Source organism: Collimonas sp. OK242, from assembly GCF_900107095.1.
Classification (GTDB): domain Bacteria; phylum Pseudomonadota; class Gammaproteobacteria; order Burkholderiales; family Burkholderiaceae_D; genus Collimonas.
This window is the reverse complement of the sequence record NZ_FNOR01000032.1, coordinates 1-23,911: the sequence shown is the minus strand read 5'-3', so window position 1 is coordinate 23,911 and position 23,911 is coordinate 1. Positions and strand designations below refer to the sequence as shown.

The following is a 23,911-nucleotide window of genomic DNA, read 5'->3' as shown; positions in this document are numbered from 1 at the left end:
GGCCGCACACCGCCTTGAAATACAAAACGCCCGATGCAGTGCATCAAGCGTTTCTATGGCAATAAATATTGTCAACCTATTTTAGGACTGGACAATTCCGCGATTCGCTATTCAGCATCAGGGTTGCTTCCGAACGCTACGTCGACCACTTCCTGCCGAGCTCTTCAAGCCCGGCTCTTTTCAAATCCTCCGACGTCATGATCACTCTCAATTCCACGCTGGCATTAAAGGTGAGAAACCATGGTTCCGCAAGCATAGGGATTTCCGCCGGGTCGTCGATGTCGACGATCAAGAGGGCTGATCGCTGTCCGTTCTGTTCGGTGAAGTAAGCCGCCTCCGGTTTCATCTCCTCCAGAATCTGCCCCATTTTCTTGCTGACAGAACCGTCCTTGACCGCAGCGTTGAATTCGGTGTTAGGGAGTTTGACATTCAATAGCATCCGCATGATTTCTCCTTAGAAATTTTCATAACATCTCCGCCAAAGATTTTGATCAGCTGCCGTAAAGGCAATTTCTATTGTAGGTTTTCTGGTCAATTTAGCTACCCGTCATTTGGCAGAAATCTAGTTGTTTTCTGGAGCGGCAAACGATTGCACCAATGATCGTACTTCAGCTTGGAGCACAGGGCGGGGCAGTCGCGCGGTGCGCTGCATGGAGCGGCACAGTTATGAAATCTATCTGTTCCATATCGTGGTGCTGGGTTTGATGCGGAATGTGCTAACCAAAGAGCAGTTGAGTTATGGCGCCAGATTGCCCTGGTTGCTGCTGTTCCTTGGATTGACGGCGCTGCTGTCATCGTTGGTGTCGCGCTATGTTTCCGAGCCCGCCGATGTCGCCATTCGTCGTCGCTATCTGGCCAAGCGCAAAAGGAAGGGAATAGCTTCCATGCCGCTTATGGCCAGCGTATCCAATTCGAACGAGTCGTCACGGATTCACTGATCAAAGAGGCCGCTCGACAAGGTAAGTATGCTCGTCGCAATCCTGCCCCCGAAACATTGCTCTATCCGTTGACGCCAATTTCATTCCGACTCGCTCAAGCAATTGAATGGAGGGGATATTGCGGCTATCCGTGATGCCGATGACGCGCTGAATATCATTTGCCTCAAACAGCATGGAAATTGTTTCGCGTACGGCTTCGCTAGCCAGGCCCTTGCCATGATAGGTATCGGACAGCGTGAAACCAATTTCTGCATACTGCCCATCGGCAGATATGCAAACTCCCATGTCGCCAATCAATTTGTCGTTACTGCCATCGGCAATTCCGATTTGCGCCCAAATTCCCGGCTGAAATAGTTCGGCAGAAGCCATTTCATTTAAGAATGCGCTGGCTTCCGAATCGGGTTGTGGGACCCATCCTTGATATCGCGACAGTTCCTCGCACTGGCGATATGCCTGAAAATCTGCCAAATCTGACTCGCTCAAGCGCCGTAACGTGATACGCGCTGTAGATCGGGGGAAAACAGGCGTCATCAATAATTTTTCCTTACGGGTTTAATTACAATCGGCGGTGCAAGCAATACAGAGAAACGCCAGCGGTGATTTATTTCAAGTCGACCAGTGTAACGCGAAACGTCTGGCGATCCTCGTCGGTGACACCTGTTTAGCGGACCGAAGCGACCAATCGTTGCTTGCGGATCACGCCAGCGTTTGCAAGTTGCTTGCGCGGAGCGGCCATGATCAGCTCTCCGCTCGCATCATTATCCCCGCGGAGATTGATCGTCATTTTCAATTGCCTGTCCAATGCGACGAAAACATTTGGTGCAGTGGCGACAATTTCATGCCTCCCGAGATCTCCAACTTCCGCATACATCTTCCTGCCCCTGTAGAACACGGCAAGTGTTGCGCCATTAGAAAGATTGTATGACCGCATGTAGTCATAGAATTCATCCGGATGCATCCGATGGTGCTGACTGGGCAGGTCAATGCGGAGTGCCGGGCCCGTGACATTCACAGTCTGATTGTCTGGCGTTGTTTGTGCCGAGGCCGCCAACACGAACAGGCTTGCGATCGAAATGAAGACAAGGTTTTTCATGATGAACATCCTTTCTGTTTTCGCTAAATATAAATTTTTGGAGTGTCATTCTGACGGCGGTCTGCCAGACAGCGAGAAGAGCTTGCTACATTCTTCTTTGTGAGTAGGAAGAGCAATGCCGCAGTGCGCAGGGAAATGATTTTCCGGAAACCAATTCATGCTGGCCAACTGGTTGAGTATGTGGCAGTTAAAGAGATTTTTTCGGGGCTGGAGAAATGCTGATCTGCGTGAATTATTCACCGTTCATCACCGGATTCGTGCCAGCCAGGTGTCGGAGTGAAGAGCGAGAGTGAAAGTGTCGGATATCAATAAATCCGTTGGCATCCGTCACTTTTTCACTTTGGTTTTTCTCGCAGATTTGCGATGTTTAATCGTTGTACCGCAAAGCCACAATAGGATATGTTCGCGCCATATTCAAGTCGAACTTCCTGTTGCCGGCGAGTTTAAATCCGACATCATGACGTGCGCAGAATCGCAAGCGTCCTTCTATTTCTGCGAGGCACCGAAGCGTCAGTTTGGTCATTGGCATTGCACGGGAACGGCATAAATTAATCACACAAATTGTGGCTAATTTAACTCATCGTATCCGTAACAACGAAATTATAGAGACGACAACAAATTGAAGGACTAGAATAAATAACGAGGGGGTTGTGCGCAGCATAGGGTAGAGCCCGTGCAGTCGCACTAGCGTTATGAAGCGCATCAAGTACAAAAAAATCACCGGGATGGGCGGCATCGTCGCCCTCGGGTGGCTGATTTTTACCACCGCAGTCGCGGTTAGCCAGCGCAAACTGATTTTCAAGCCGGTCCGCAGCAAGGAAGTCGAGCACCCCCATAGCATCGGGCACAGGTCTCGGCTTGTCGTGTTGCGCAGCACCGACGGCACCAGGCTCTCGGGATGGTTGTTGACGCCGCGCGTGCCCGGTCCGCATCCAGCTGTGGTGTATTTCGGCGGTCGCTCCGAGGAAGTTTCCTGGGTGGCGCGCGATGCGTGGCGCATGTTCCCCAATATGACCGTGCTTGCCATTAACTATCGCGGCTATGGGGATTCGGAGGGTATTCCCGGTGAGCTGAAAATGATAGAAGACGCCGAGATGCTGTTCGACTGGTTTGCCGAGCATCGCCATATCAACGCTGGACAAATCGCCGTGGTCGGGCGTAGTCTTGGCTCGGGTGTGGCAGTGCAGGTTGCGGTGCGCCGGCCGGTCGCAGCGGTGGTGTTGATTACGCCCTATGACTCGCTGCTGGCGCTGGCAAAACGCCGCTTTCCGTCCGTGCCGGCCTTTGTCCTCAAACATCGCTTCGATTCAGTCAAGCATGCGCCTTTGTTGTCCGCGCCGACGTTTATCATTCGCGCTGCATCTGATGACGTAGTGCCGGCCTCGCATACCGACATGCTGGTGGCCAAATTGGTCAACACGCCGCAGGACGAAACCATCCCTGACTCGGACCATTACAACATTCCCTATCTCGAAGCAACGCAGAACCGCATTGCCGACTTCCTGACCGCAAAATTCAACAGAGTCGTCGAGAGTCTTACCGTCAACCAACGGTAGGAACTCGTTGGCAGCCCGGTCCGGCGCATTTAACTGTCATGTTGCAATCGAATGGGAAACCATCAGGCATTCGCCGGCGTTGAGCTTTGCGGCGGCGTCTTGCGTGGCGCGCACGTCGTCGGCATCGAGGTCGGCGCGATTTAGTCTATAGGTCACTGCGTAGTCATGGGCGTCAAACAGCTCTCCAGCCTTTACGTAATATTGGAAAGCTACGAAAGCATCGGGATCGCTAACTACTGTGCAGGTCAGATTGATTGTGCTCATCATATTGCCCCTTTTTAACGCGTCGAGATCCACACAAGCTCATTGTAGGCTTTATATGGAGCCGGCTTTACCTGAATACAGGACGGAAGAAGCTGCGCTCGTAGCTGATGATGCAACGCGTTTCCTCGGCATATCTGAATGCGGCCTGGCAGGCGGGGTCCTGCATTGATTTCTCTCTGTACTCTTCATACGATGCGAGCGATGGAAACGTGAACATCGCGAGTGCTACGTTATTGATTCCCTCTGACGGGAGAAAGTATCCATGGTGCTGTCCGCCGAATTTCTCGACCAGCGGAATCCAGACTTTGCCGTAATGCTCGAATTCCTTGAGTTTGTATGGATCGATGATGTAGCGCAAATAGCAGGTGACCATGGAAATCCTTCATGACAGACGTTGACGATGGTGGCGCGGAAAAAACGATGGTCACATGATGCCATAACTGGACAACAGTACGACAACGCCATCCCGCGGCTTGAATACGCCGCGCTAACTCACATCGTCCATGGCTCCGCTGCCATCGCCGATTATTTTTCACAGGGCTTGCAATAATTGCTGTCCGCTTGTGTATAGTCTTCCATGGTTAAGATGTGATTCATAGCCGAAATTTTCGGCGTATTTCCCTGGTTGTTTTGCAGGATGATCTACCTAACTCAATAGGTGCTTCCTTGTCCTACCCGCTTGAAGTCAATGCTGCGCTGGGGATTTTGAAAACTACCGGCATCTGGCGCAGCAACTACGCCCCTTTTTTTCATCGCATGCTCTGGCGGGCAGGTGTTTCAATTCCACCGCCGCATTTCGCGAGCTTCGGATTTAATGTCGTGTTCATGGGCGCATGGTTCGGTGCTGTTTGGGGACTGTGGATGTGGCTTTTCGTTTGGTCGCAGCGGGGGATGTCTGGCGTTGAGGCCGTTTTCGCATCGATACTGAGCGGTGTATTTTTCGGATTGATCGTGGCGCTCTACTATCGCATCAGGGCGCGTACTTATAATCTGCCTTTGTGGTCACAAATCAAAGCCGCATCGTGAGCCAGAAAATTATGAAAAGGCCCGCGGTAATGCGGGCCTTTCTCATTTGCTGCAATTATCGCTTTGAGGGAATAACACCAGTTATCTTTTGCTGGCAATCTCGCCTGCTAATTCTTCTTGGTACGAGCAATCGATCCGTTGCTCGCATCTTCCCTGTAGGCGTAAGCCACCTTGCCGTTGCGGATTTCACCCATGACGATCATGTTCAGGGCGATCGCTTCATGGTCGGTCGGCGAGAAGGGTTTGAAGTAACGCGAGACGATGGTGGATGTGGTGTGCACCTGCAGATTTTCCAACGCATCTTTGATCTTTGCGCCGTCCACTGAATTGGCCTGGAATATCGCCAGCGTAATCAGGCGCAGTGCGTCATAGGTCTGGGCCGCGGCCACGGCCGACGGGATGTGATTGGTCTTGTTCACATTGCGGTAGGTCAGCGAGAACTGGTTGCTGACCGAACTCAATTCGTTTTCGATGAAGGTCACCGAGCTGCGCACACCTTCCGCTCCCTGGCCTGCCTTGTCGATGAATGTCTGCTGCGACAAGGTCCAGGGGCCGACTATCGGCAGTTTCAGTTTCAGTTTTTCCGAGCTCTTCACCACCATCGCGCCCTCGGTGGCGAGGCAGTACATCACGATGGCTTGCGCGCCGTTGTCTTTGGCGTGCTGCAGTTGCGTCGTCATGTCTTGATCGCCGACCTTGAAACTTTCCACCAGCACCGGTTTGATCTTGCGCCGTTCCAACTCTGCCAGCATGCTTTGCTTGCCGAACTGGCCGTAGGGGCTGTCGTCATGCAGCAGCGCGATCTTGTCGATCTTGCGGCGGTCGATCACATCGTTGAGGATCACGATCGGCTGCAGCGCATCGCTGGCGGACGTGCGGAATATGTAGCTGACGGGATAAGCCGGCGGCATGAACGATTTGGTGATCGTGGCGCCGGTGGCGCCGGTGACGATCAGCGGGATCTTGGCTTCCTGGAAGATTTTCGCCGCGGGCAAGGCGACACCGGTATTGCCGAAACCGACCACGGCGACGACATTTTCCTTCTCGATCATTTCCTTGGCCATGGCCGCGCCGACGTCCGGTTTGGCGTGATCGTCGCGCTCGACCAGTTCGATCTTGCGGCCGAGGACGCCGCCGACCTGGTTGATGTCGGCCAGGAAGACCCGGGCGCCGCCGACCATGCTCAGTCCCATGTCTTCCGAAGGCCCGGTGATGGGGCCGATGACGCCGATTTTAATCGGCGGTGATTCAGCTGATGCACTTGCGCTGAATCCTAGTGCACCTAGTGCGGTAAGACAAAAAATGACGCTACACGTACTACGTTTTTGCATCGCTATCTCCTTGGTGTATCGTTGTTTTAAGTTTCTGTCAGGAAATATACATCAGGGTGATGATGCGTATGGGATTTTGATGCTCCAAAATCAAAATACAACGTGGTAGTGCGAAATTGACAGGGATGACGTGGTGGGCGGCAAAGGGGGCGAGATCTGATTGCGAAATTGGCATGAACGGCAAATGTCTTGGCATCGTGCGAGCCAGCGCGTACAGCCCTTTTTTATGTTGATTGAGGGGTGTTTTGTAAGGTAACATGCGCACCAGTTTGAGCTGTGATGCGGACTTGCGGGCAGAGAGCGGCAGGTTCAAGTCGCAGCCAGCATCAGGTTTCATAAGGCCCTCCAGCATGAGGGCTTTTTTATTTTGCCTCGCAAATATTGCCATTTCCGCAAAATTCACGTTGTTGCTTGCAAACTCTTCCGTATGTGCCGCTGACTTTGATCGGCGCATGTCGATATAAAACAACATGGACTGCGCAAGCAACGGCAGCTAGGTAACAAGGCAGCAATTCCTATGCAAGGCTGCCCAGGGCGCTCAGGCTTAAGAATATTTTTGGATCGACAGTTTTGTATTTTTTGTATGGGGCAGGATACGCAAATGAGAAAAATTAAGGCAACGACTTGGATTCTGGGCGGCATGGTTCTGGGGATAGTGGTCGGTTATATTTGTCACAATCTCGCACCGGACGAAGCGGCAGCAAAGGAAATCGCCGCTTACTTCTCCATCATCACCGATGTGTTTTTGCGGTTGATCAAGATGATCATCGCGCCTTTGGTGTTCGGCACGCTGGTATCCGGTATTGCCGGCATGAAGGACAGCAGTTCTGTCGGCCGCATCGGCGTCCGGGCCCTGGGCTGGTTTGTCATCGCTTCCTTGCTGTCGTTGGCGCTGGGCATGTTGTTTGTCAACGTACTCCAGGTTGGCCATGCGCTCAACTTGCCGCTGCCGGCGCTGGGGGCTGACACCAAGCTGAATACCAGCGGCTTCAATCTGAAAGACTTTGTCTCTCACGTGTTTCCGAGCAGTTTCGTCGACGCCATGGCGAAAAACGAAATCTTACAGATCCTCGTGTTCTCGCTGTTTTTCGGGTTCGGCCTGGCTTCCGTCAAAGGCGAGTCGGCCAAAGTAATTACTGCGGCCATGGACGGCCTGGTGCATGTCATGCTGAAGGTCACGGATTATGTGATGCGCTTTGCGCCGCTTGGCGTGTTTGCCTCGATCGCCGCTGTCATTACGGTGCAGGGGTTCGGCGTGCTGGCGACCTATGCCAAGTTCCTGGGCGGTTTCTATGCCGGTCTGGCCACACTGTGGGCGCTGTTGATTGCGATCGGCTATATATTCTTGCGCGGCTCGATCTTCACCTTATTGCGCTTATTGAAAGAGCCAATCATGCTGGCATTTTCCACCGCCAGCAGCGAAGCCGCTTATCCGAAGACGATGGAGCAGCTGGAAAAATTCGGCGTGAATGACAAGATCACCGGCTTCGTGCTGCCGCTCGGCTATTCATTCAATCTAGACGGCTCGATGATGTACCAGGCATTCGCCGCCTTGTTCGTGGCGCAGGCTTACAACATCGAAATGTCGTTTACCCAGCAACTCACCATGCTGCTGGTGTTGATGGTGAGCAGCAAGGGCATGGCCGGCGTGCCGCGCGGTTCGCTGGTGGTGGTGGCCGCCATCCTGCCGATGTTCCACCTGCCGGAAGCCGGCATCCTGCTGATCATCGGCATCGACCAGTTCCTCGACATGGGCCGTACCGCCACCAACGTGATTGGCAACGGCATTGCGACATCGGTGATTGCGAAGTGGGAGGGGGAGTTGGATGAAGACGCTGGCCGATTAGCCCTCGAGAGCAACGGCTGAGAAATAGGACTCCCGATACAGCGCCGATAAGGCGCTGTTTTTCATTCGGGAATATGCTAATTTGATGGCGTATATTTCTCCGTAATTAATCAGAGAGTAAGCAGAAAGAATCATTTGATGGAAAAACTGCGTATTGCCACCGAACCAGCCGAATTGGATGTGCCGTTGATTCATCGCTTCCTGTCTGAAGAATCAGCATGGGCGCGCGGAATCCCGCTCGCCACGGTCGAAGAATCTATCCGCCATTCCCTGAATTTCGGCCTGTTTTCTGGTCCTGCGCAAGTGGCTTACGCACGCGTCGTCACCGATTACGCGACATTTGCCTACCTGGTCGATGTCTTCGTGCTGGCCGAGCATCGCGGTAAAGGTTATAGCGCCGAACTGATGGCTGCTGTCATGGACCATCCCCGGCTGCAAGGGCTGCGGCGCTTCATGCTGGCGACCAGCACCGCTCACGGCCTGTACGCCAGGTTCGGTTTCACCGCGCCGCTCAAGCCGCAAGCGCTGATGGAGCGTTTCGCGCCGAATGTATATGCCAACGCGAGCTGATCATGTTCAGGTCCGACGGCCGGTTTTGGTTTGGCCTGATGCTGATGGCGGCGACAGCGCTGCCGATCGTCGCGCATGCGGACGATGTCGAGGAAGAGGCCTGGGGCATCAAAGGTCAGGCCACCTATATCTGGCAAAAAAAGCCTTCTTTCGATGCGGCTTACTCGGGAACGAATAGCTTGGGCACGCAGGCGGAAAAGGGTTATTCCTTTTCCGGCACGCTGTTTTTGGGTTTGCGGCCATGGCGCGGCGGCGAGTTGTATTTCAATCCGGAAGTCGTGCAAGCGGTGCCCATGTCCAGTCTGACCGGCTTGGGCGGGATGATGGATTCGGAACAGCAAAAGGGCAGCAACCCGAATCCTACCTTTTACCGTGCAAGATTGTTCTTGCGCCAAACCTGGGGTTTCGGCGGCGACCAGCAGGCGCTTGAATCGGCGCCCAACCAGCTGGCCGGGATGGTGGATAAACGGCGCCTGGTGCTCACCGTGGGCAACCTCAGCATCATCGATATCTTCGACAGCAATGCGTATGCCCATGATGGCCGCACCCAGTTTCTGAACTGGGCGTTGTCGACGTATGGCGCCTACGATTATGCCGGCGATACGCGTGGCTATACCTGGGGCGCTGCGGCGGAATATTATTATGACGACTGGGTTTTGCGCGGCGGCAGATTCATGGTGCCGCTGGAATCCAACGGCCAGCGCCTGGATACCCGTCTGACCAAATATCATAGCGATCAGATCGAGCTGGAACATGACCATGTGATCGGTGCCCAGCCTGGGAAAGTGCGCCTGCTGTTTTTCCGTAACAAGGAAATCATGGGCAGCTTTTCCGATGCCCTGGCTTACGCAGCGCTCAACGGCGGTACGCCTGATGTGGCCTTGGTACGTAAAGGTCAGATTAAATATGGTTATGGCATTAATCTGGAGCAAAGCCTGAGCGAGGACATCGGCGTTTTTGCCCGGGCCAGCCGCAACGACGGCAAAACGGAAACCTATTCGTTTTCTGAAATCGAGCGCTCCCTGAGCACGGGAATCTCGCTCAAGGGCAGCAGCTGGCATCGTGAAAATGACACGGTAGGCCTGGCATTGATACAAAACGGTTTAAGCAAAGCGCATCAACAGTATCTGGCAGCCGGCGGTCTTGGCGTGTTTATCGGCGACGGCCAGCTGAACTACAGGCCGGAGCGTATCCTGGAAGCCTACTACAGCTTCAGCGTGTCGAAAGGTGTTTCATTAACGGCCGATCTGCAGCGTTTTTATAATCCCGCCTATAACGCCGACCGTGGGCCGGTGACTGTTGGCTCGCTGCGGCTGCACGCGGAATTCTAACTTGGCTATAGGCCGTCAGTTAGCGACTGTGCTGGCGCGCCGGATCAGCTCCACCGGCAGCATCACTTGGGTTTGTACCTGAGCGTCTTCCAGCAATAGCTTGATGCCCATCCGGCCCATCGCTTCCTTGTCTACCGCCAGCGTAGTGAGCGGCGGGGTGGAGCTGGCGGCGGCATCGATATTGTCGAAGCCGACAATCGCGATATCTTCAGGAATTCGCAGGCCGCGCGCCTGGCACGCGTTCATGACGGCCAGCGCAGTCGCGTCGTTATAGCAAAACACGGCATCGGGCGGAGCGTCGGATTCCAGCAAGCTCTGCATCGCGGCGGCGGCATGCAGATGGAGTTCCGGGTCTGATGGCAGGGTGATCTCCAGGCGCGGATCGAACAAGCGGCCCGCTTCGAACAGCGCCTGGCGGTAACCTAGCGCGCGTTGCGCAATACTGTAGTGTGACAACGGCCCGCTGATGAATGCCAGTCGCTGGCGCCCAAGTTCCATCAGATGGCGGGTGGCGGCCAGTGCGCCGCCCAGATTGTCTGAAATGACGGAGCGGAAGCCGGGCGCGCACAAGTCGATCAATACCATCGGCTTGCCGCTCCGTGTCAGTAATTCCAGCACTTCCGGTTCCATGAAGCCGGCCACTGCCAGCGCATCGGGTTCATGCAGGCGTATCTGTTCCATCACGTTGTCGGCGGGTCCGATCGACAGCACGGTTGGCACGATGCTGCGCTCGCGGCAGGCGGCTTCCACGCCGTGCAACACTTGCGAAAAAAACGGGCTGGCGACAAAGTTGTTGTGCTGGCGATGTTGCAGGAAGGTCAGGCGCCGGATTCTTCCCTGGCGCAGATTGGATTCGTTGTAGCCGAGTTGGGCCGCAATTTTCTGTACATGGAGGCGCGTTTGCTCGGTCAGGCCCGGCTGCTTTTTCAGGGCGCGCGATACGGTGCCGATGGATACTTTTGCAAGCGATGCGATATCCCGAATCGTTGGTCTCATGATTTCTTCCTGCGTTTGGCGCATGCATTTGCCTGAGTGGGTGCCGCTGCTTGTCGCCGGCGCCTCTGTTACTCAGGATTGTTTTCATTGGATTGTAATGTATAGTAAAAAAAATAAATTTTCAATTTGTCTTCAAAATATAGTTTCATAACACCTTGTTATATAAGGATTTATTCGTATTTTGTTAAATCGGTTGGTTTAATAAACATATTCCGAATAACAGTATCGAAAGCAGGGCCGGACAAATGTTCTTGTCGTGCGCTGGGTTTGGCGCGCCGTCGCAGTCAGAAACAAAATGGCGGATGGCCGTTTCCGGTCATCCGCCATTTTCATTATGAGCTATTCGGCGTTACCTACTGCCAGATCATCGTTGCCGGACTTTATTGCGGCCTCAGGTGTTTAGCTAAAAATCCTTCCATCGCCGTATAAAAATCAAACCGGTTTTCCTCGTTGTGAAAACCGTGGCCTTCGTTATCCTTCACCATGTATTCGACCGGTACGCCGCGCTTGCGCAGGCTTTCGACGATCTGCTCGGATTCGGCCTTGTTGACGCGCGGATCGTTGGCGCCTTGCGCAACGAATAGCGGCGTCTTGATGCGGTCGGTGTGCAAGGCTGGCGAGACCGCCGTCAGCAAGTCCTTGTCCTTGACCGGATCGCCGACCATTTCATGCATCTGGTCGAGGAACGGCTTCCAGTACGGCGGGATGGTTTTCATGAAGGTGAACATATTGGAGACGCCGACATAGTCCACCGCCGCCGCGTACAGATCCGGCGTGAAGGCAACTCCGGCCAAGGTCGCATAACCGCCGTACGAACCGCCGTAGATCGCGACTCGTTTGGGATCGGCGATGCCTTGTTGAACCAGCCATTGCACGCCATCGGTGATGTCATCCTGCATGGTCTTGCCCCATTGCTTGAACGAGGCTTCCCAGAACTCGCGGCCGTAGCCGGTCGAGCCGCGGTAGTTCATCTGCAGCACTGCGTAGCCGCGGTTTGCCAGCAGTTGCACTTCCGGGTTGTAGCCCCACACGTCGCGCACCCAAGGGCCGCCATGCGGGTTGACGATCACCGGCAGGTTTTTCGGATCTTTGCCGAGCGGCAGCGTCAGATAGCCGTTGATGAGCAAGCCGTCGCGCGCCTTGTATTGCACCGGCTTCATCACCGCCATATCTTGTTCGGCGATGGCGGGATTGATATCGGCCAGCTTGGTCAGTGCGCCGGTCTTGCTGTCGAACAGATAGCGGCTGCCTTGGGTGCGGTCATTGTAGGCCGCCACTATCCACTTCGATTCGTCCTTGGTGTGCGACTGCGTGATGATTTCGTAGCCTGGCAGTTTTTCTTGCAGGGTTTTATGCAAGGCTTCGCTTTGCGGATCGAGGTATTTGTACTGGGTTTTCCAGGTGGTATAGCTGATCTCGGTCAGCACCTTGCGCTTCTTCGAGTAGGAAAGTCCGTCGACGTCGACTTCGGGATTTTCATACAGCAGCTGTTCTTCCTTCGCCGTTTCCGGATCGAGGATGACGATCGCCTGTTTGTCGCGGCCGAGGTTGGACGATGCGTAGAGCTTCTTGTTGTCGAAGGTGAAGAACAGCGGGCTGACCGAATCCTTGAAGGAAGTCGTCAACACGGTCTTGAACGGCGCGCTTTCCGTGGCGCGATACAGCAGGCTGGTGTTGACGCCGTCGGAAGTGGTCGCGGCGCGTACCTTGCCGTCGTGATCGGTAATCCAGGATTGGATGGTGCCAGGGTTTTGCGCGACCAGTTTTTCGGCGCCGGTCCTGACGTTGACGCGATAGACATCGAATACTTCTGCATTGCGCTTGTTGTGGCTGACCAGTATTTCTTCCTTGTTGTCCTCCAGGTCATCGACAATCTGGGCCCTTACCTTGGGATACGGGGTCAAGTCTTTGAGGCCTTTGCCGTCGCGGCCCACCGACACCACGTGAAAATTTTCATCGCCGCCGAAATCCTTGGCAAACAGGAGATGATCGTCGCCTTTCCAGAAATAACCGCTGATGTCGCGTGCCTTCTCCGAGGTGATGCGCTGCGCCGCTGCATCTGAACCGACGGTTTTGACGAAGATGTTCATGCGTCCTTCCCAGGGTTGCATGAAGCTGATGTATTTGCCGTTGGGCGAAATCTGGAATCCGCTCTGCTCGGGATTACGGAAGAAGTCGCGTACTGAATACTGCTTTTGCTGGCTCGCCGCCAGCGCATCTCCGCCCAGTACGGACAAGCTGAAACATGTTGCGGTAACCACTTGATAAATAGCGCGCATCAAAAACCTCCAAAAATACTTCGGTCGTGGGCGTCGTCGAATTGTTCCCGAGCCGGTTCTATTGAATTTCCATTATATGGATAAATTGGAAATGACTCTCAATCACTCAGCATCCGGGCATATGTCTAGGACATGTCGACATGCGAAATCGTTCGTTAGTGATGTTGCAGAAAGCGGGTTTGTCATTGCAATGCGATGCGATCGCCGTTGAGGAGGCCAAGGGATCTTTTGCCAATCTGATTGCTAGGCGGACGGAAGATAAAGACAAACCTTGGGTGAAGAAACTGGCCCAAGCCTATCAGTCGGGGCAGGTGCGGCAGTTTATCGAAGCGGAATTCAAGGGCTCCTTGATTCCCGCATTCTGATCAATTATCGAACAGACGGCCCAGTTCGACACCCGGCTGTGGGGCGCGCATGAACGCCTCGCCCACCAGGAATGCATTGACGTTGGCGTCGCGCATGAGTTTGACGTCGTCCCGGGTGTGAATCCCGGATTCGGTCACGACCAGCTTGTCCGCGGGTATCTGCGGCAGCAAGTCCAGCGTGTTTTGGAGCGAAGTGTCGAAAGTACGCAGATTACGGTTATTGATGCCGAGCAGGGCGGTTTTCAGTTTCAGCGCCGCTTGCAGTTCTTCTGCATTGTGTACTTCCACCAGCACGCTCATGCCCAGCTCATGGGCAATCGCCTCCAACTCCGCCATCAAGCCATGATCCAAGGCAGCGACGATCAGCAAGATGGCGTCAGCGCCCCATGAACGGGCTTGATAGACCTGGTAGGGATCGATCATGAAATCCTTGCGCAGGACAGGCAGGGCGCATGCGGCGCGCGCTTGTTGCAGGTATTCGGGGGCGCCCTGGAAAAACTGGATGTCGGTAAGCACCGACAAGCAAGCCGCGCCATGTGCTGCGTAGTCGACGGCAATCTCGGCCGGCCGGAAATCCGCCCGAATCACGCCTTTGGACGGCGAAGCCTTCTTGACTTCGGCAATCACACCGGCATGGCCCGCTGCTATTTTTGCACGCAGGGCTGCTTCATAAGCGCGCAAACCGGCGCGCGCTTCCGAATCGGACTCGACGTCACGGCGCAGGCTGGCAAAGTCTTGCTGTTTTTTTGCCGCGGCAACTTCATCCGCTTTGACGGTGAGGATCTTATTCAAAATATCTGACATGACGCTGTTCCTTTTACTGCGCTTGCGATCGGCCGGCAGCGGCGATGGCTTGCGTGGCTTGCACGAATTGATCGAGTTTGGCTTTGGCTGCACCTGAGGCGAGAACAGCGCGCGCTTTATCCAGCCCATCGGCAATCGAACTGGCGATACCGGCCGCGTATAAAGCTGCGCCGGCGTTGATGGCGACGATATCGCGTGCCGGACCCGGCTGGTCTTCCAGTGCTTCCAACACCCGTTGTTTCGACTCTGTCGAATTGGATACTTTCAGATTGCGGCTGGCGATCATTTGCATGCCAAAGTCTTCGGGATGGATTTCGTATTCGCGGATTTCACCGTTCACCAGCTCGCCCACCATGGTGCCGGCGCCTAATGAGACTTCATCCATATTATCGCGGCCCCACACGACGATGGCATGTTGCGCGCCCAGGCGTTGCAGCACGCGCACCTGGATCCCGACCAGGTCGGCGTGGAACACGCCCATCAGGATATTCGGCGCACCGGCCGGATTGGTCAAAGGGCCAAGGATATTGAAAATGGTGCGCACACCCAGTTCTTTCCGTACCGGCGCCGCATGCTTCATCGCCGCGTGGTGATTCGGCGCGAACATGAAGCCGATGCCGGTCTGCTCTATCGATTCCGCCACCTGGGCCGGCGTCAGGTTGATATTGGCGCCGAGCGATTCCAGCACATCGGCGCTGCCGGACGAAGACGATACGCTGCGGCCGCCATGCTTGGCCACTCGGGCGCCGGCAGCGGCGGCGACAAACATCGAGGCAGTTGAAATATTGAAGGTTTGCGCACCATCGCCGCCGGTGCCGACGATATCCACCAGATTGGCAGTGTCGCGGCAGGGTACGGGCGTGGCGAATTCGCGCATGACTTGCGCCGCTGCGGCGATTTCGCCGATGGTTTCTTTTTTGACGCGCAGGCCCATGGTCAGCGCCGCAATCATGAGCGGCGACATTTCGCCCTTCATGATGCGGCGGAACAGCGACAGCATTTCATCGTGAAAGATTTCGCGATGCTCGATACAGCGCAACAGAGCTTCTTGATCCGAGATTGACATGGTTTCCTTGCTACGAAATACGGATTTGGGCGGCGGCACCGGTTCAGCTAGCGGTGTGCCGGCGCTAAAGGTTCAAGCGGTTCTTTGAACGAAATTACGCAGCAGGGCGTGTCCATGTTCCGACAAGATCGATTCCGGGTGAAATTGCACGCCCTCGATATCGTATTCCTTGTGCCGAACACCCATGATTTCGCCGTCTTCGGTCCATGCCGTGATTTCCAGGCAGGCCGGGATCGAACTGCGCTCGATGGCCAGCGAATGGTAGCGAATCACTGTAAACGGATTGGGCAAATCCTTGAATACACCGACGCCGGTGTGGCTGATTGGCGAGGTCTTGCCATGCATGACTTGTTGCGCGCGGATCACCTTGCCGCCGAATGCTTCGCCGACCGCCTGATGGCCAAGGCAAACGCCGAGGATAGGCAGCTTGCCGGCAAATTGCTGCAGCAGGTCGACGCAAATCCCGGCTTCCTTCGGGCTGCAGGGGCCAGGCGACAGGCAGATGCGGTCCGGCTTCAGCGCATTGATTTCATCGAGCGTGATTTCGTCATTACGGAAAGTCCGCACATCTTCACCCAGTTCACCGAAGTATTGCACCAGGTTGTAGGTGAAGGAATCGTAGTTGTCGATCATTAGCAGCATAGTAGTTCTAACCCATTGATTTTGTTTGGGAGTTCTGCCCGCAGCATGCTTGTTTGTACAGTATGTTGTCCTGTTGTTACAACATGAATGCAAAGATCTCGCGGGCAACACTAAATCAGCCCTTAATTATAGGGCGTAGTGTGGTTTTGGCTTTCCACCAACCTTAATCTAGGGACGCCATCGCAGCCGCGGAGTCGCAAGCTGGATAAAGTTGGCAGTGAGGCGGGCTGTATTCATCTATGGAGATAGGTATCAGTGCAAGCACATGTCGTTGATGCAAAGTATAGCGTCATGGCGGCAAAGGGTGGCAATAATCATGATCATAATCGGAAAATTCGGGAAATATCGGAATCGCCCTGATTTTATTCAAATGGTGCGTTTGGGGGCAGCGGGCCGCCGTGGTTTGTGGCGGTTCGTCGTGGTTATCCTTCGTCAATATTGGCAACAGGAAATCCTGATGCCAACCCTTCGGCGCTGCGTTGACAAATGCGTATTTCATTCCTAAGATTTATTCTCAAGCGAGCTCGCAGCAGGCCGTTTATGTGCATCGGATTTGCGCAATCACATTGCTGCAATGAAGGAGTTCACCATGTCACGCAAATACATCGATTGCCGCGAATATCCAAGCGATACCAATTGTTCAGTGGCGATCGCCGCAGATAACGATGAAGAATTGCTGGCGGCGGCAGTCCAGCACGCAGTCAGCGTTCACGGCCACCAGGACACGCCGGAATTGCGTAGCCAGCTTGGGCTGCTATTCAAGGAAGGCACCCCGCCGCTGAAAATCTGACCAGGGGCGACATCGTTCCGGATCAGATTTCCCCGTCCAGACCGTCTTGTACCTGTTCCGCCGCGCGCAATACGGCGCGCGCCTTGTTCTCGGTTTCCTGCCATTCCATCTCAGGCACCGAATCGGCGACGATGCCGGCTGCCGCTTGCACATACAGCATGCCGTCCTTGATGACGCCGGTGCGGATCGCGATGGCGACATCCATTTCGCCGCCGAACGACAGGTAGCCGCAGGCGCCGCCGTAGATGCCGCGCTTGGTCAGTTCCAGTTCGTCGATGATTTCCATCGCCCTTACCTTGGGCGCGCCGGACAGGGTGCCGGCCGGGAAGGTGGCTTTCAGTACGTCCAGGTTCGACAGGCCGGATTTGAGTTCGCCTTCGACGTTGGAAACGATGTGCTGCACATGTGAATATTTTTCGATCACCATCTGGTCGGTGACCTTGACGCTGCCGGTCTCGGCGATACGGCCGATGTCGTTACGCGCCAGATCGATCAGCATCACGTGCTCGGCGATTTCTTTCGGGTCGGCCAGCAATTCGGTGGCCAGCTGCGCATCTTGCTCTGGCGTGGCGCCGCGTGGGCGGGTGCCGGCCAGAGGACGGATGGTGACTTTGCGTTTAACTTCGCCGTCTGCCTTGGGCGCTGAGGTTTGCTCATTGCGCACCAGGATTTCTGGCGATGCCCCTACGATTTGCATGTCGCCGAAATTGTAGAAATACATATACGGCGACGGATTCAGCGAACGCAAGGCGCGATACAGCATCAGCGGCGAATCGACATAGGGTTTCTTGATGCGCTGGCCGATCTGGACCTGCATCAAGTCGCCGGCCATCACATATTCCTGGGCCTTGGCGACGGCTTTCAGATAATCGTCTTTTTTGAATTCGCGGATGATTTCGGTGCGCACCGAGGCTGAGGTAACCGGTGCATCGGCCGGACGGCGCAGCATGTTGCGCAAATCTTTCAGGCGTTGCCGGCCTTTGGAGAACGCTTCCGGCTGGGTCGGATCGGCATACACGATCAGATACAGTTTGCCGGACAGATTGTCGATTACCGCCAGTTCTTCCGTCAGCAACAATTGAATGTCGGGCAGGCCGAGATCATCCTTGGGCGTCGAGTTGGCCAGGCGCTTTTCGATATGGCGCACCGTGTCGTAGCCGAAATAACCGGCCAGGCCACCGCAGAAACGGGGCAGGCCGGGGCGCAGCGCCACTTTATAGCGCGACTGGAATTCGGCGATGAAATCGAGCGGATTGCCTTCGCGGCTTTCGATGATCTTGTCGTCCTTGAGCACTTCAATCCGCGTGCCGTAGCTGCGCAGCAGCGTCGATGCAGGCAGGCCGATGAAGGAATAGCGGCCGAAGCGTTCGCCGCCGACTACCGATTCAAGCAGGAAGGTGTTTTTGCCGGTCTGCTGGGTTTGCGCCAGCTTCAGGTACAGCGTCAACGGCGTTTCAAGATCGGCAAAAGCTTCTGCGATCAGCGGGATACGGTTGTAGCCTTGCGTGGCCAGCGATTTGAATTCAAGTTCGGTCATGTTTCTCTCCAGGTCGCTATTGTAAAACAGCGGTGGCGTACTACAAAAAACGTTGCTTGCGATTTAATCTTTATTGAATAGCAGGCAGCAGCGATCGGCGGACTTACTTAGTTAGTCCAGGATTGCCAGCGTCGCCATAGCCAGGCCTCAGGGGCGGCTAGTGGGACTTGATGTTTTTTGTCGAGAAACATGAGAGATAGGGTGTTTTAAATAAGTCGATTCAGTGGCTTATATTTTGTGCTGCAATAAGCAGCGAAGCGACTATACCATCGGAATCGACATCTTGTATAGACTCGCCGTGGTTGTAGCCGTAAGGCACGTTAAACACCGGGCAACCGGCGGCGCGCGCGGCCTGGGCATCGTTGCTGGAGTCGCCGATGGCGACGACTTGCGCCGGTTGCAGCTTGAAATCGGCGCACACTGCCAGCAGCGGCATCGGGTCCGGTTTTTTCAACGGGAAGGAATCGCCGCCGTAGACTACCTCGAAATACGCGCGTAAACCGGTTTTTTCCAGCAGCGCCACGGCGAATGCCAGCGGTTTGTTGGTGACGCATGCCAGCCGTAAACCTTTATCCTGCATCGCTTGCAAGCCATCCACCACGTCTGGATAGAGCGTGGCATAGCTGCCGTTGACGGCAGCATAATGGCTTTGATAGGAAGCCAGCGCCGCGTCGAAACGCTGTTCCACTTGCGCCGGCGGATAATCGACGCCGAGTACGCGCCGGATCAGGTTTTCGCTGCCTTTGCCGACAAAATCGATAATCGTTTTTTGCGGCAGCGGCGCCAATTCCAGCTCGGCCCGCATGCGATTGACGGCGACATGGAAATCCGGCGCGGTATCCAGCATGGTGCCGTCCAGGTCGATGATGGCGGCGGCGATGCCCTTCAGGGCAACGATTTCAGGCGCGGCTGCTCTGCCGGTTGTACTCATGCGGCTGCCAACTGGGTCCGCATGGCGTCGATTACCGCTTTGTAGTCCGGTTTGCCGAAGATGGCCGAGCCGGCGACAAAAGTATCGGCGCCGGCCTTTGCGGCCGCGGCGATATTGTCGATTTTGATGCCGCCGTCGACTTCCAGCATGATCTCGCGGCCCGAGGCGTCAATCCGCTGGCGTGCTTCGGCGATTTTCTTGAGCGCTTCAGGGATGAACGACTGGCCGCCGAAGCCGGGATTGACCGACATGATCAGGATGATGTCGATCTTGTCCATGACGTAATCCAGGTAGCTCAGCGGCGTGGCCGGATTGAACACCAGGCCGGCCTTGCAGCCGTTGTCGCGGATCAGTTGCAGGGAGCGGTCGACGTGGTCCGACGCTTCCGGGTGGAAAGTAATGATGTTGGCGCCGGCCTTGGCGAAATCGGGAATGATGCGGTCTACCGGTTTTACCATCAGGTGGACGTCGATCGGCACCTGCACATGCGGCCGGATTGCTTCGCATACCAGCGGTCCTATGGTCAGGTTGGGAACATAATGGTTGTCCATCACGTCGAAGTGAATGATGTCGGCGCCGTCACGGACGACATTGCGTACTTCTTCCCCCAGGCGGGCGAAGTCGGCGGAAAGGATACTGGGAGCGATACGATAGGTTGGCATGGCGGGCAAATCCAGGAAAGGGCGCTAAAAGAGCGCTATTTTACCCTTTAGCCTCGCGCCTGGCTTTCTGGCAGCTTGCGTCCCAGGGTAAATTCGTGTGCAATGGCCCTCTAGCCACAACTACACCTGTTGCGGGACAGGGTTTGAGAGTCGCCGAGATTTGCCCGGCGGCTAATCATTCTGTCCGCAACGGGCTAGTTCAATCGAGGAAACCAGCATGGCCGCCTATGAATTTACCGTTACTGTCAGAACCCAATATCTGGAAGAACAATCCGAGCCTGACAGTTCGCACTATGTATTTGCCTATGCGATAACGATCCAGAACACCGGGCAAGTCGCCGCCCAATTGATTTCACGTCATTGGGTGATTACCGACGCGAATAACCACGTCGAGGAAGTGCGCGGTCTGGGTGTGATCGGCCACCAGCCCTTGCTGCAGCCGGGCGAGAAGTTTGAATACACCAGCGGGACTTCGATGGCGACGCCGCAAGGTTCGATGCTGGGCGAATATTTCTGCGTCGCCGAGGACGGCGAGCAATTCGAGGCGCGGATCCCGGAATTCATCCTGTCCCTGCCGCGCACGCTGCATTGAGGCGCCTGGATTGGCCGTATTCGGATAGACGGTACTTAGATTGAATCTATTGGTCCTTGCCCTTGTCTTCAGATGGCAATGATTTGGCGGGTGGTTTCTGATCCGGCTTGCGGCCGGAAAACATGGTCCACCAGACAATGAATGCGAAGACAAAGAAGGCGAAGCACGCTTCGAGAGCCACTAACCACATAAAGAATCCTAAATGCTATTTAAACGTATCAGTCTACCTGTTTCTGCCTTAACTGCCTTGATCATCGGACTCGGTTTAGCTGCCTGCACCACCACCCCGATTACACCGCCGACGCCACCGACCTTACCGCAGCCCGGCGTCCCGACTGCACCGTCTGCCGCACCCGGCACCAATTTGCGCGCCGCCACCTTTGCCGCTTTGCCGGGCTGGGGCAGCGACGATTTGCGCCAGGCATTGCCGGCTTTCCTGACTTCATGTTCAACGCTGGCGCGCAAAAGCGACTGGAAAGAGCCATGCGCCGTTGCCGCGAGCCTGGACGGCAACAATGGCAATGCAATACGCACATTTTTCCAGTCTTTCTTTACGCCTTATCAAGTGATTAACGCCGATGGCTCCGATAATGGCCTGGTGACCGGTTATTACGAGCCTTTGCTAAAAGGCGCCCGCAAGCGCGGCGGCTCGTATCAAACGCCTATTTACCGGACGCCGGACGATTTGATCACAGTCGATCTGGCGAGCATCTATCCCGAATTGAAGGGCTTGCGTCTGCGCGGCCGCCTGGTGGGGAATAAAGTGCTGCCGTATCCGAGCCGTGCAGAACTGGACAAATCCGGGGTGCTGGCCGGTAAGGAAATCTTATGGGTGGACGATCCTGTCGATGCCTTCTTCCTGCAGGTGCAGGGTTCCGGCCGGGTCCAGCTGAATGACGGCAGCAGTATGGTGCGCGTCGCTTATGCCGATCAAAACGGTTATCCCTACAAGTCGATTGGCCGTTATCTGGTCGATAGAGGGGAGCTGACCCTGGCCCAGGCGTCGGCGCAAGGGATCAAGACCTGGCTGGCGGCCAACCCGGACCGGCAGCAGGAGTTGTTGAATGCGAATCCTAGCTATGTCTTCTTTAAGGAGGAGAAAGTGCTCGATCCGAACGTCGGCCCCAAAGGTGCGCAAGGCGTGCCGCTGACGCCGCTGCGTTCGATCGCGGTGGATCCGCAGTTCGTGCCTCTCGGCACGCCGGTGTTCCTGGCGACTACTCAGCCGAATAACAATGCACCGTTGCAGCAGCTGGTGGTGGCGCAGGATACCGGCGGCGCTATCAAGGGGGCGGTAAGAGCTGACTTCTTCTGGGGTTTTGGCAATGAGGCGGGGGATAAAGCCGGCAAGATGAAGCAACGCGGCATGATGTGGCTGTTGTTGCCAAAGCTGGCAGCTTCGCGTTAAGGCATTAAAAAATGAAGGAGTGAGGGATAAGACTCGACGCCGTCCGGCGTCGAGCTGGCGAAAAGCTCAGCGCAGAACCAGCACCGGGATAGTCGAATGCGCCAGCACCCGCTGGGTTTTGCTGCCCAAGAACAGCCGGCTCAGGCCGCTGCGTCCATGCGAAGCCATGAAAATAGCGTCGCAATGGTACTTTTCTGCTGCGCTGATGATTTCTTCGTCCGGATTGAAGGCTTGTGCCGTCAGCATTTCGCAGGGCACGCCCGCATTCCTGGCGGCATCGGCGACTTTTTGGACGTTGAGCTTTGCCAGCGCCAACATGTTTTCTTCATAGGTGCTGGGATCGGTCGCCATGGTGCTCTCTGCCATTGGCGAGAATGGATAAGGTTCGGCAACTGAGAGGGCGATTATCTTACCGCTGCTGAATTTGGCAAATTCAATCGCTGTATCGATGGCCTTGTCCGACAAATGGGAGCCGTCGGTAGGTACAAGAATGGTTTTGAACATGGCTTGCCTCCTTCTGGTGAAAAAGGTGTGTCGGTCAAAATCGGGCGATCTTGTCGGTAATCAGTAATATATATAGCCTTACATATATATAGACAGTCTGAAAACAAGAAGATTCCTTGAGAGACTGTTAAGTATCTGGCTTACAGCCATCCTATCCCTTATCTGGCGGCGCTACAATTAAGTTTATTCGACTCACGTAAATGGGACCTGCAATGACATACGAAAATATTCTGGTTGAAACACAGGGAAAAGTTGGTCTGATCCGTCTGAATCGCCCTAACGCCCTGAACGCCCTGAACGATCCGCTGATGAGCGAACTGGGCGAGGCTTTACTGGGATTCGACGCTGATGCTGAAATCGGCTGCATCATCATTGCCGGCAGCGACAAGGCATTTGCCGCCGGAGCCGACATCGGCAGCATGGCCCAGCTAAGCTATATGGATGCATTCAAGGGTGATTTCATCACCCGTAACTGGGAGAAGATCCGTAGCGTGCGCAAGCCTGTGATTGCTGCTGTCGCAGGATTTGCCTTAGGTGGCGGCTGTGAGCTGGCGATGATGTGCGATTTCATTATTGCCGCCGACAATGCCAAATTCGGCCAGCCGGAAATCAAGCTGGGTATCATTCCCGGCGCCGGCGGCACCCAGCGCTTGCCGCGGGCGATCTCCAAATCCAAGGCAATGGATATGTGCCTGACAGCCCGCATGATGGACGCCGTTGAAGCCGAGCGCGCCGGCCTGGTGTCTCGCGTCGTTCCATTGGAGCGGCTGTTGCAGGAGGCAATGGAAGCAGCAATCATGATTGCCTCGATGTCGTTGCCGGCAGTCATGATGATCAAGGAATCGGTCAACCGCGCCTATGAAACTACCCTGGCAGAGGGCATCAACTATGAGCGCCGGCTGTTCCACAGCACCTTCGCCACAGAGGATCAAAAGGAAGGCATGCAGGCGTTCCTGGGGAAACGTTTACCTGTTTTTAAAAATCTTTAACAAATCGCTTGCCATGGGGAGAGCGGGTTGCTATAGTTCGCCTCCCGTTGAGAACGACGCGCAATAAACGAAGCAGCCGAGTAGTAAAAGAGGTTGATTTGGGCGCGAAGTTAGAGGGGGATAAAGCGGGATGAAGTGGTTGTGGGCAGTAAGAAGTTTTTCGGTGGGTAGTAAAAAAGTAGTTGACGAAAAACTGGAAACGCCACATAATCTCATCTCTCTGCTGCTGACAAACAAAACGATTTGACAGCGCCGCGAGCCCGGGTTTGGGTGGCGCGAAGTGGAAGGTTCTTTAACAATTAACAGTCGATAAGTGTGGGCGTTTGATGGAAGTGCAGCGCTGTTCATGTAAATGGATGGCGTATAACTTAAAACATTAAATGTTCACAGA

27 protein-coding genes and 1 pseudogene are annotated in these 23,911 nt (G+C 55.1%); 11 read left to right on the top strand and 17 right to left on the bottom strand.

The window, feature by feature from the left end:
* Nucleotides 1–136 precede the first annotated feature (136 nt).
* Entirely contained in the window at nucleotides 137–445 is a 309-nt protein-coding gene (locus BLV81_RS22625) for a panthothenate synthetase (protein ID WP_092360161.1), read from the bottom strand.
* 205 nt (nucleotides 446–650) lie between these two features.
* On the opposite strand from BLV81_RS22625, the gene BLV81_RS22620 reads away from it, so the two are divergent.
* A complete protein-coding gene (locus BLV81_RS22620) occupies nucleotides 651–938 on the top strand; it encodes a hypothetical protein (RefSeq protein WP_176992938.1) in 288 nt (95 codons plus the stop codon).
* Here the strand turns inward: BLV81_RS22620 and BLV81_RS22615 are convergent, their stop codons facing one another.
* Both BLV81_RS22615 and BLV81_RS22610 read right to left on the bottom strand, forming a co-directional pair.
* Complete coding sequence (locus BLV81_RS22615) at nucleotides 939–1,469, bottom strand: GNAT family N-acetyltransferase (protein ID WP_092360160.1); 531 nt, start codon at nucleotides 1,467–1,469, stop codon at nucleotides 939–941. It lies immediately after the preceding gene.
* 130 nt (nucleotides 1,470–1,599) lie between these two features.
* Nucleotides 1,600–2,031 carry a hypothetical protein gene (locus BLV81_RS22610; RefSeq protein ID WP_143036427.1) on the bottom strand — a complete coding sequence of 144 codons (432 nt, stop codon included), beginning with the start codon at nucleotides 2,029–2,031 and terminating at the stop codon, nucleotides 1,600–1,602.
* 692 nt (nucleotides 2,032–2,723) lie between these two features.
* Between BLV81_RS22610 and BLV81_RS22605 the strand changes: the two genes are divergently transcribed.
* On the top strand, nucleotides 2,724–3,587 hold the full coding sequence (locus BLV81_RS22605) for an alpha/beta hydrolase (protein ID WP_092360158.1): 864 nt from the start codon (nucleotides 2,724–2,726) through the stop codon (nucleotides 3,585–3,587).
* A gap of 36 nt (nucleotides 3,588–3,623) precedes the next feature.
* On the opposite strand, the gene BLV81_RS22600 is transcribed toward BLV81_RS22605, so the two are convergent.
* The gene (locus BLV81_RS22600; RefSeq protein WP_092360157.1) at nucleotides 3,624–3,851 is read right to left on the bottom strand and encodes a hypothetical protein; all 228 of its coding nucleotides are present in this window, start codon (nucleotides 3,849–3,851) and stop codon (nucleotides 3,624–3,626) included.
* Nucleotides 3,852–3,918: 67 nt separating this feature from the next.
* Nucleotides 3,919–4,224: an NIPSNAP family protein gene (locus BLV81_RS22595; RefSeq protein ID WP_092360156.1), complete on the bottom strand. Its 306-nt coding sequence runs from the start codon at nucleotides 4,222–4,224 to the stop codon at nucleotides 3,919–3,921.
* 293 nt (nucleotides 4,225–4,517) lie between these two features.
* Here BLV81_RS22595 and BLV81_RS22590 point away from each other — a divergent pair, with 293 nt between their 5' ends.
* Nucleotides 4,518–4,877: a DUF6404 family protein gene (locus tag BLV81_RS22590; RefSeq protein WP_092360155.1), complete on the top strand. Its 360-nt coding sequence runs from the start codon at nucleotides 4,518–4,520 to the stop codon at nucleotides 4,875–4,877.
* Nucleotides 4,878–4,984: 107 nt separating this feature from the next.
* On the opposite strand, the gene BLV81_RS22585 is transcribed toward BLV81_RS22590, so the two are convergent.
* Together BLV81_RS22585 and BLV81_RS22580 are read right to left on the bottom strand one after the other, a co-directional pair.
* Nucleotides 4,985–6,208 carry an ABC transporter substrate-binding protein gene (locus tag BLV81_RS22585; protein WP_255365428.1) on the bottom strand — a complete coding sequence of 408 codons (1,224 nt, stop codon included), beginning with the start codon at nucleotides 6,206–6,208 and terminating at the stop codon, nucleotides 4,985–4,987.
* Between the two features lie 37 nt (nucleotides 6,209–6,245).
* A complete protein-coding gene (locus BLV81_RS22580) occupies nucleotides 6,246–6,680 on the bottom strand; it encodes a hypothetical protein (protein ID WP_092360153.1) in 435 nt (144 codons plus the stop codon).
* Nucleotides 6,681–6,809: 129 nt separating this feature from the next.
* Here BLV81_RS22580 and BLV81_RS22575 point away from each other — a divergent pair, with 129 nt between their 5' ends.
* The 3 genes from BLV81_RS22575 to BLV81_RS22565 all read left to right on the top strand — a co-directional run bounded on the left by BLV81_RS22575 (nucleotide 6,810) and on the right by BLV81_RS22565 (nucleotide 9,955).
* A complete protein-coding gene (locus BLV81_RS22575) occupies nucleotides 6,810–8,075 on the top strand; it encodes a dicarboxylate/amino acid:cation symporter (protein ID WP_092360152.1) in 1,266 nt (421 codons plus the stop codon).
* A 117-nt stretch (nucleotides 8,076–8,192) separates the two neighbouring features.
* Complete coding sequence (locus BLV81_RS22570) at nucleotides 8,193–8,624, top strand: GNAT family N-acetyltransferase (protein ID WP_092360151.1); 432 nt, start codon at nucleotides 8,193–8,195, stop codon at nucleotides 8,622–8,624.
* A gap of 2 nt (nucleotides 8,625–8,626) precedes the next feature.
* The gene (locus tag BLV81_RS22565; protein ID WP_218134307.1) at nucleotides 8,627–9,955 is read left to right on the top strand and encodes a carbohydrate porin; all 1,329 of its coding nucleotides are present in this window, start codon (nucleotides 8,627–8,629) and stop codon (nucleotides 9,953–9,955) included.
* 15 nt (nucleotides 9,956–9,970) lie between these two features.
* On the opposite strand, the gene BLV81_RS22560 is transcribed toward BLV81_RS22565, so the two are convergent.
* Together BLV81_RS22560 and BLV81_RS22555 are read right to left on the bottom strand one after the other, a co-directional pair.
* The gene (locus BLV81_RS22560; RefSeq protein WP_092360163.1) at nucleotides 9,971–10,951 is read right to left on the bottom strand and encodes a LacI family DNA-binding transcriptional regulator; all 981 of its coding nucleotides are present in this window, start codon (nucleotides 10,949–10,951) and stop codon (nucleotides 9,971–9,973) included.
* 380 nt (nucleotides 10,952–11,331) lie between these two features.
* Nucleotides 11,332–13,221: an alpha/beta hydrolase family protein gene (locus BLV81_RS22555; protein ID WP_369823930.1), complete on the bottom strand. Its 1,890-nt coding sequence runs from the start codon at nucleotides 13,219–13,221 to the stop codon at nucleotides 11,332–11,334.
* 179 nt (nucleotides 13,222–13,400) lie between these two features.
* Here BLV81_RS22555 and BLV81_RS22550 point away from each other — a divergent pair.
* Nucleotides 13,401–13,595 (top strand): annotated as a pseudogene (locus BLV81_RS22550) (MetQ/NlpA family ABC transporter substrate-binding protein); the annotation flags it as partial.
* Here BLV81_RS22550 and trpC read toward each other — a convergent pair.
* From trpC to BLV81_RS22535, 3 genes are all read right to left on the bottom strand, one after another.
* Nucleotides 13,596–14,399, bottom strand: coding sequence for an indole-3-glycerol phosphate synthase TrpC (gene trpC / locus BLV81_RS22545; protein ID WP_092360149.1), 804 nt, complete (start codon nucleotides 14,397–14,399; stop codon nucleotides 13,596–13,598).
* A 13-nt stretch (nucleotides 14,400–14,412) separates the two neighbouring features.
* The gene (gene trpD, locus BLV81_RS22540) at nucleotides 14,413–15,465 is read right to left on the bottom strand and encodes an anthranilate phosphoribosyltransferase (RefSeq protein WP_092360148.1); all 1,053 of its coding nucleotides are present in this window, start codon (nucleotides 15,463–15,465) and stop codon (nucleotides 14,413–14,415) included.
* 72 nt (nucleotides 15,466–15,537) lie between these two features.
* The gene (locus tag BLV81_RS22535; protein ID WP_092360147.1) at nucleotides 15,538–16,107 is read right to left on the bottom strand and encodes an aminodeoxychorismate/anthranilate synthase component II; all 570 of its coding nucleotides are present in this window, start codon (nucleotides 16,105–16,107) and stop codon (nucleotides 15,538–15,540) included.
* Nucleotides 16,108–16,696: 589 nt separating this feature from the next.
* Here BLV81_RS22535 and BLV81_RS22525 point away from each other — a divergent pair.
* Nucleotides 16,697–16,897: a DUF1059 domain-containing protein gene (locus BLV81_RS22525; protein WP_092360145.1), complete on the top strand. Its 201-nt coding sequence runs from the start codon at nucleotides 16,697–16,699 to the stop codon at nucleotides 16,895–16,897.
* 22 nt (nucleotides 16,898–16,919) lie between these two features.
* Here BLV81_RS22525 and trpE read toward each other — a convergent pair whose 3' ends face one another.
* The 3 genes from trpE to rpe all read right to left on the bottom strand — a co-directional run bounded on the left by trpE (nucleotide 16,920) and on the right by rpe (nucleotide 20,027).
* A complete protein-coding gene (trpE, locus tag BLV81_RS22520; RefSeq protein ID WP_092360144.1) occupies nucleotides 16,920–18,434 on the bottom strand; it encodes an anthranilate synthase component I in 1,515 nt (504 codons plus the stop codon).
* Nucleotides 18,435–18,654: 220 nt separating this feature from the next.
* Complete coding sequence (locus tag BLV81_RS22515; RefSeq protein ID WP_092360143.1) at nucleotides 18,655–19,365, bottom strand: phosphoglycolate phosphatase; 711 nt, start codon at nucleotides 19,363–19,365, stop codon at nucleotides 18,655–18,657.
* On the bottom strand, nucleotides 19,362–20,027 hold the full coding sequence (gene rpe, locus BLV81_RS22510) for a ribulose-phosphate 3-epimerase (RefSeq protein ID WP_092360142.1): 666 nt from the start codon (nucleotides 20,025–20,027) through the stop codon (nucleotides 19,362–19,364). The genes BLV81_RS22515 and rpe overlap by 4 nt, the downstream gene beginning before the upstream one ends.
* Nucleotides 20,028–20,244: 217 nt before the next feature.
* Here rpe and apaG point away from each other — a divergent pair, with 217 nt between their 5' ends.
* Nucleotides 20,245–20,619 (top strand): Co2+/Mg2+ efflux protein ApaG, encoded by a 375-nt coding sequence (apaG, locus tag BLV81_RS22505; protein ID WP_092360141.1) that lies wholly within the window; start codon nucleotides 20,245–20,247, stop codon nucleotides 20,617–20,619.
* A gap of 46 nt (nucleotides 20,620–20,665) precedes the next feature.
* Here apaG and BLV81_RS24020 read toward each other — a convergent pair whose 3' ends face one another.
* Entirely contained in the window at nucleotides 20,666–20,809 is a 144-nt protein-coding gene (locus tag BLV81_RS24020) for a hypothetical protein (protein WP_176992937.1), read from the bottom strand.
* A 12-nt stretch (nucleotides 20,810–20,821) separates the two neighbouring features.
* Between BLV81_RS24020 and BLV81_RS22500 the strand changes: the two genes are divergently transcribed.
* Nucleotides 20,822–22,027, top strand: a complete 1,206-nt coding sequence (locus BLV81_RS22500; RefSeq protein ID WP_092360140.1) for a murein transglycosylase A — start codon at nucleotides 20,822–20,824, stop codon at nucleotides 22,025–22,027.
* Nucleotides 22,028–22,093: 66 nt separating this feature from the next.
* Here BLV81_RS22500 and BLV81_RS22495 read toward each other — a convergent pair whose 3' ends face one another.
* Nucleotides 22,094–22,531 carry a universal stress protein gene (locus tag BLV81_RS22495; RefSeq protein WP_092360139.1) on the bottom strand — a complete coding sequence of 146 codons (438 nt, stop codon included), beginning with the start codon at nucleotides 22,529–22,531 and terminating at the stop codon, nucleotides 22,094–22,096.
* Between the two features lie 212 nt (nucleotides 22,532–22,743).
* Between BLV81_RS22495 and BLV81_RS22490 the strand changes: the two genes are divergently transcribed.
* Entirely contained in the window at nucleotides 22,744–23,520 is a 777-nt protein-coding gene (locus BLV81_RS22490) for an enoyl-CoA hydratase (RefSeq protein ID WP_092360162.1), read from the top strand.
* The last annotated feature ends 391 nt before the right edge of the window (nucleotides 23,521–23,911 follow it).

Coding starts and splice junctions, on each gene's coding strand:
- BLV81_RS22625 (WP_092360161.1), bottom strand. CDS start 445: ATGCGGATGCTATTGAATGTCAAACTCCCTAACACCGAATTCAACGCT.
- BLV81_RS22620 (WP_176992938.1), top strand. CDS start 651: ATGGAGCGGCACAGTTATGAAATCTATCTGTTCCATATCGTGGTGCTG.
- BLV81_RS22615 (WP_092360160.1), bottom strand. CDS start 1,469: ATGACGCCTGTTTTCCCCCGATCTACAGCGCGTATCACGTTACGGCGC.
- BLV81_RS22610 (WP_143036427.1), bottom strand. CDS start 2,031: ATGAAAAACCTTGTCTTCATTTCGATCGCAAGCCTGTTCGTGTTGGCG.
- BLV81_RS22605 (WP_092360158.1), top strand. CDS start 2,724: ATGAAGCGCATCAAGTACAAAAAAATCACCGGGATGGGCGGCATCGTC.
- BLV81_RS22600 (WP_092360157.1), bottom strand. CDS start 3,851: ATGAGCACAATCAATCTGACCTGCACAGTAGTTAGCGATCCCGATGCT.
- BLV81_RS22595 (WP_092360156.1), bottom strand. CDS start 4,224: ATGGTCACCTGCTATTTGCGCTACATCATCGATCCATACAAACTCAAG.
- BLV81_RS22585 (WP_255365428.1), bottom strand. CDS start 6,208: ATGCAAAAACGTAGTACGTGTAGCGTCATTTTTTGTCTTACCGCACTA.
- BLV81_RS22580 (WP_092360153.1), bottom strand. CDS start 6,680: ATGTTGTTTTATATCGACATGCGCCGATCAAAGTCAGCGGCACATACG.
- BLV81_RS22575 (WP_092360152.1), top strand. CDS start 6,810: ATGAGAAAAATTAAGGCAACGACTTGGATTCTGGGCGGCATGGTTCTG.
- BLV81_RS22570 (WP_092360151.1), top strand. CDS start 8,193: ATGGAAAAACTGCGTATTGCCACCGAACCAGCCGAATTGGATGTGCCG.
- BLV81_RS22565 (WP_218134307.1), top strand. CDS start 8,627: ATGTTCAGGTCCGACGGCCGGTTTTGGTTTGGCCTGATGCTGATGGCG.
- BLV81_RS22560 (WP_092360163.1), bottom strand. CDS start 10,951: ATGAGACCAACGATTCGGGATATCGCATCGCTTGCAAAAGTATCCATC.
- trpC (WP_092360149.1), bottom strand. CDS start 14,399: ATGTCAGATATTTTGAATAAGATCCTCACCGTCAAAGCGGATGAAGTT.
- trpD (WP_092360148.1), bottom strand. CDS start 15,465: ATGTCAATCTCGGATCAAGAAGCTCTGTTGCGCTGTATCGAGCATCGC.
- BLV81_RS22535 (WP_092360147.1), bottom strand. CDS start 16,107: ATGCTGCTAATGATCGACAACTACGATTCCTTCACCTACAACCTGGTG.
- BLV81_RS22525 (WP_092360145.1), top strand. CDS start 16,697: ATGTCACGCAAATACATCGATTGCCGCGAATATCCAAGCGATACCAAT.
- trpE (WP_092360144.1), bottom strand. CDS start 18,434: ATGACCGAACTTGAATTCAAATCGCTGGCCACGCAAGGCTACAACCGT.
- BLV81_RS22515 (WP_092360143.1), bottom strand. CDS start 19,365: ATGAGTACAACCGGCAGAGCAGCCGCGCCTGAAATCGTTGCCCTGAAG.
- rpe (WP_092360142.1), bottom strand. CDS start 20,027: ATGCCAACCTATCGTATCGCTCCCAGTATCCTTTCCGCCGACTTCGCC.
- apaG (WP_092360141.1), top strand. CDS start 20,245: ATGGCCGCCTATGAATTTACCGTTACTGTCAGAACCCAATATCTGGAA.
- BLV81_RS24020 (WP_176992937.1), bottom strand. CDS start 20,809: ATGTGGTTAGTGGCTCTCGAAGCGTGCTTCGCCTTCTTTGTCTTCGCA.
- BLV81_RS22500 (WP_092360140.1), top strand. CDS start 20,822: ATGCTATTTAAACGTATCAGTCTACCTGTTTCTGCCTTAACTGCCTTG.
- BLV81_RS22495 (WP_092360139.1), bottom strand. CDS start 22,531: ATGTTCAAAACCATTCTTGTACCTACCGACGGCTCCCATTTGTCGGAC.
- BLV81_RS22490 (WP_092360162.1), top strand. CDS start 22,744: ATGACATACGAAAATATTCTGGTTGAAACACAGGGAAAAGTTGGTCTG.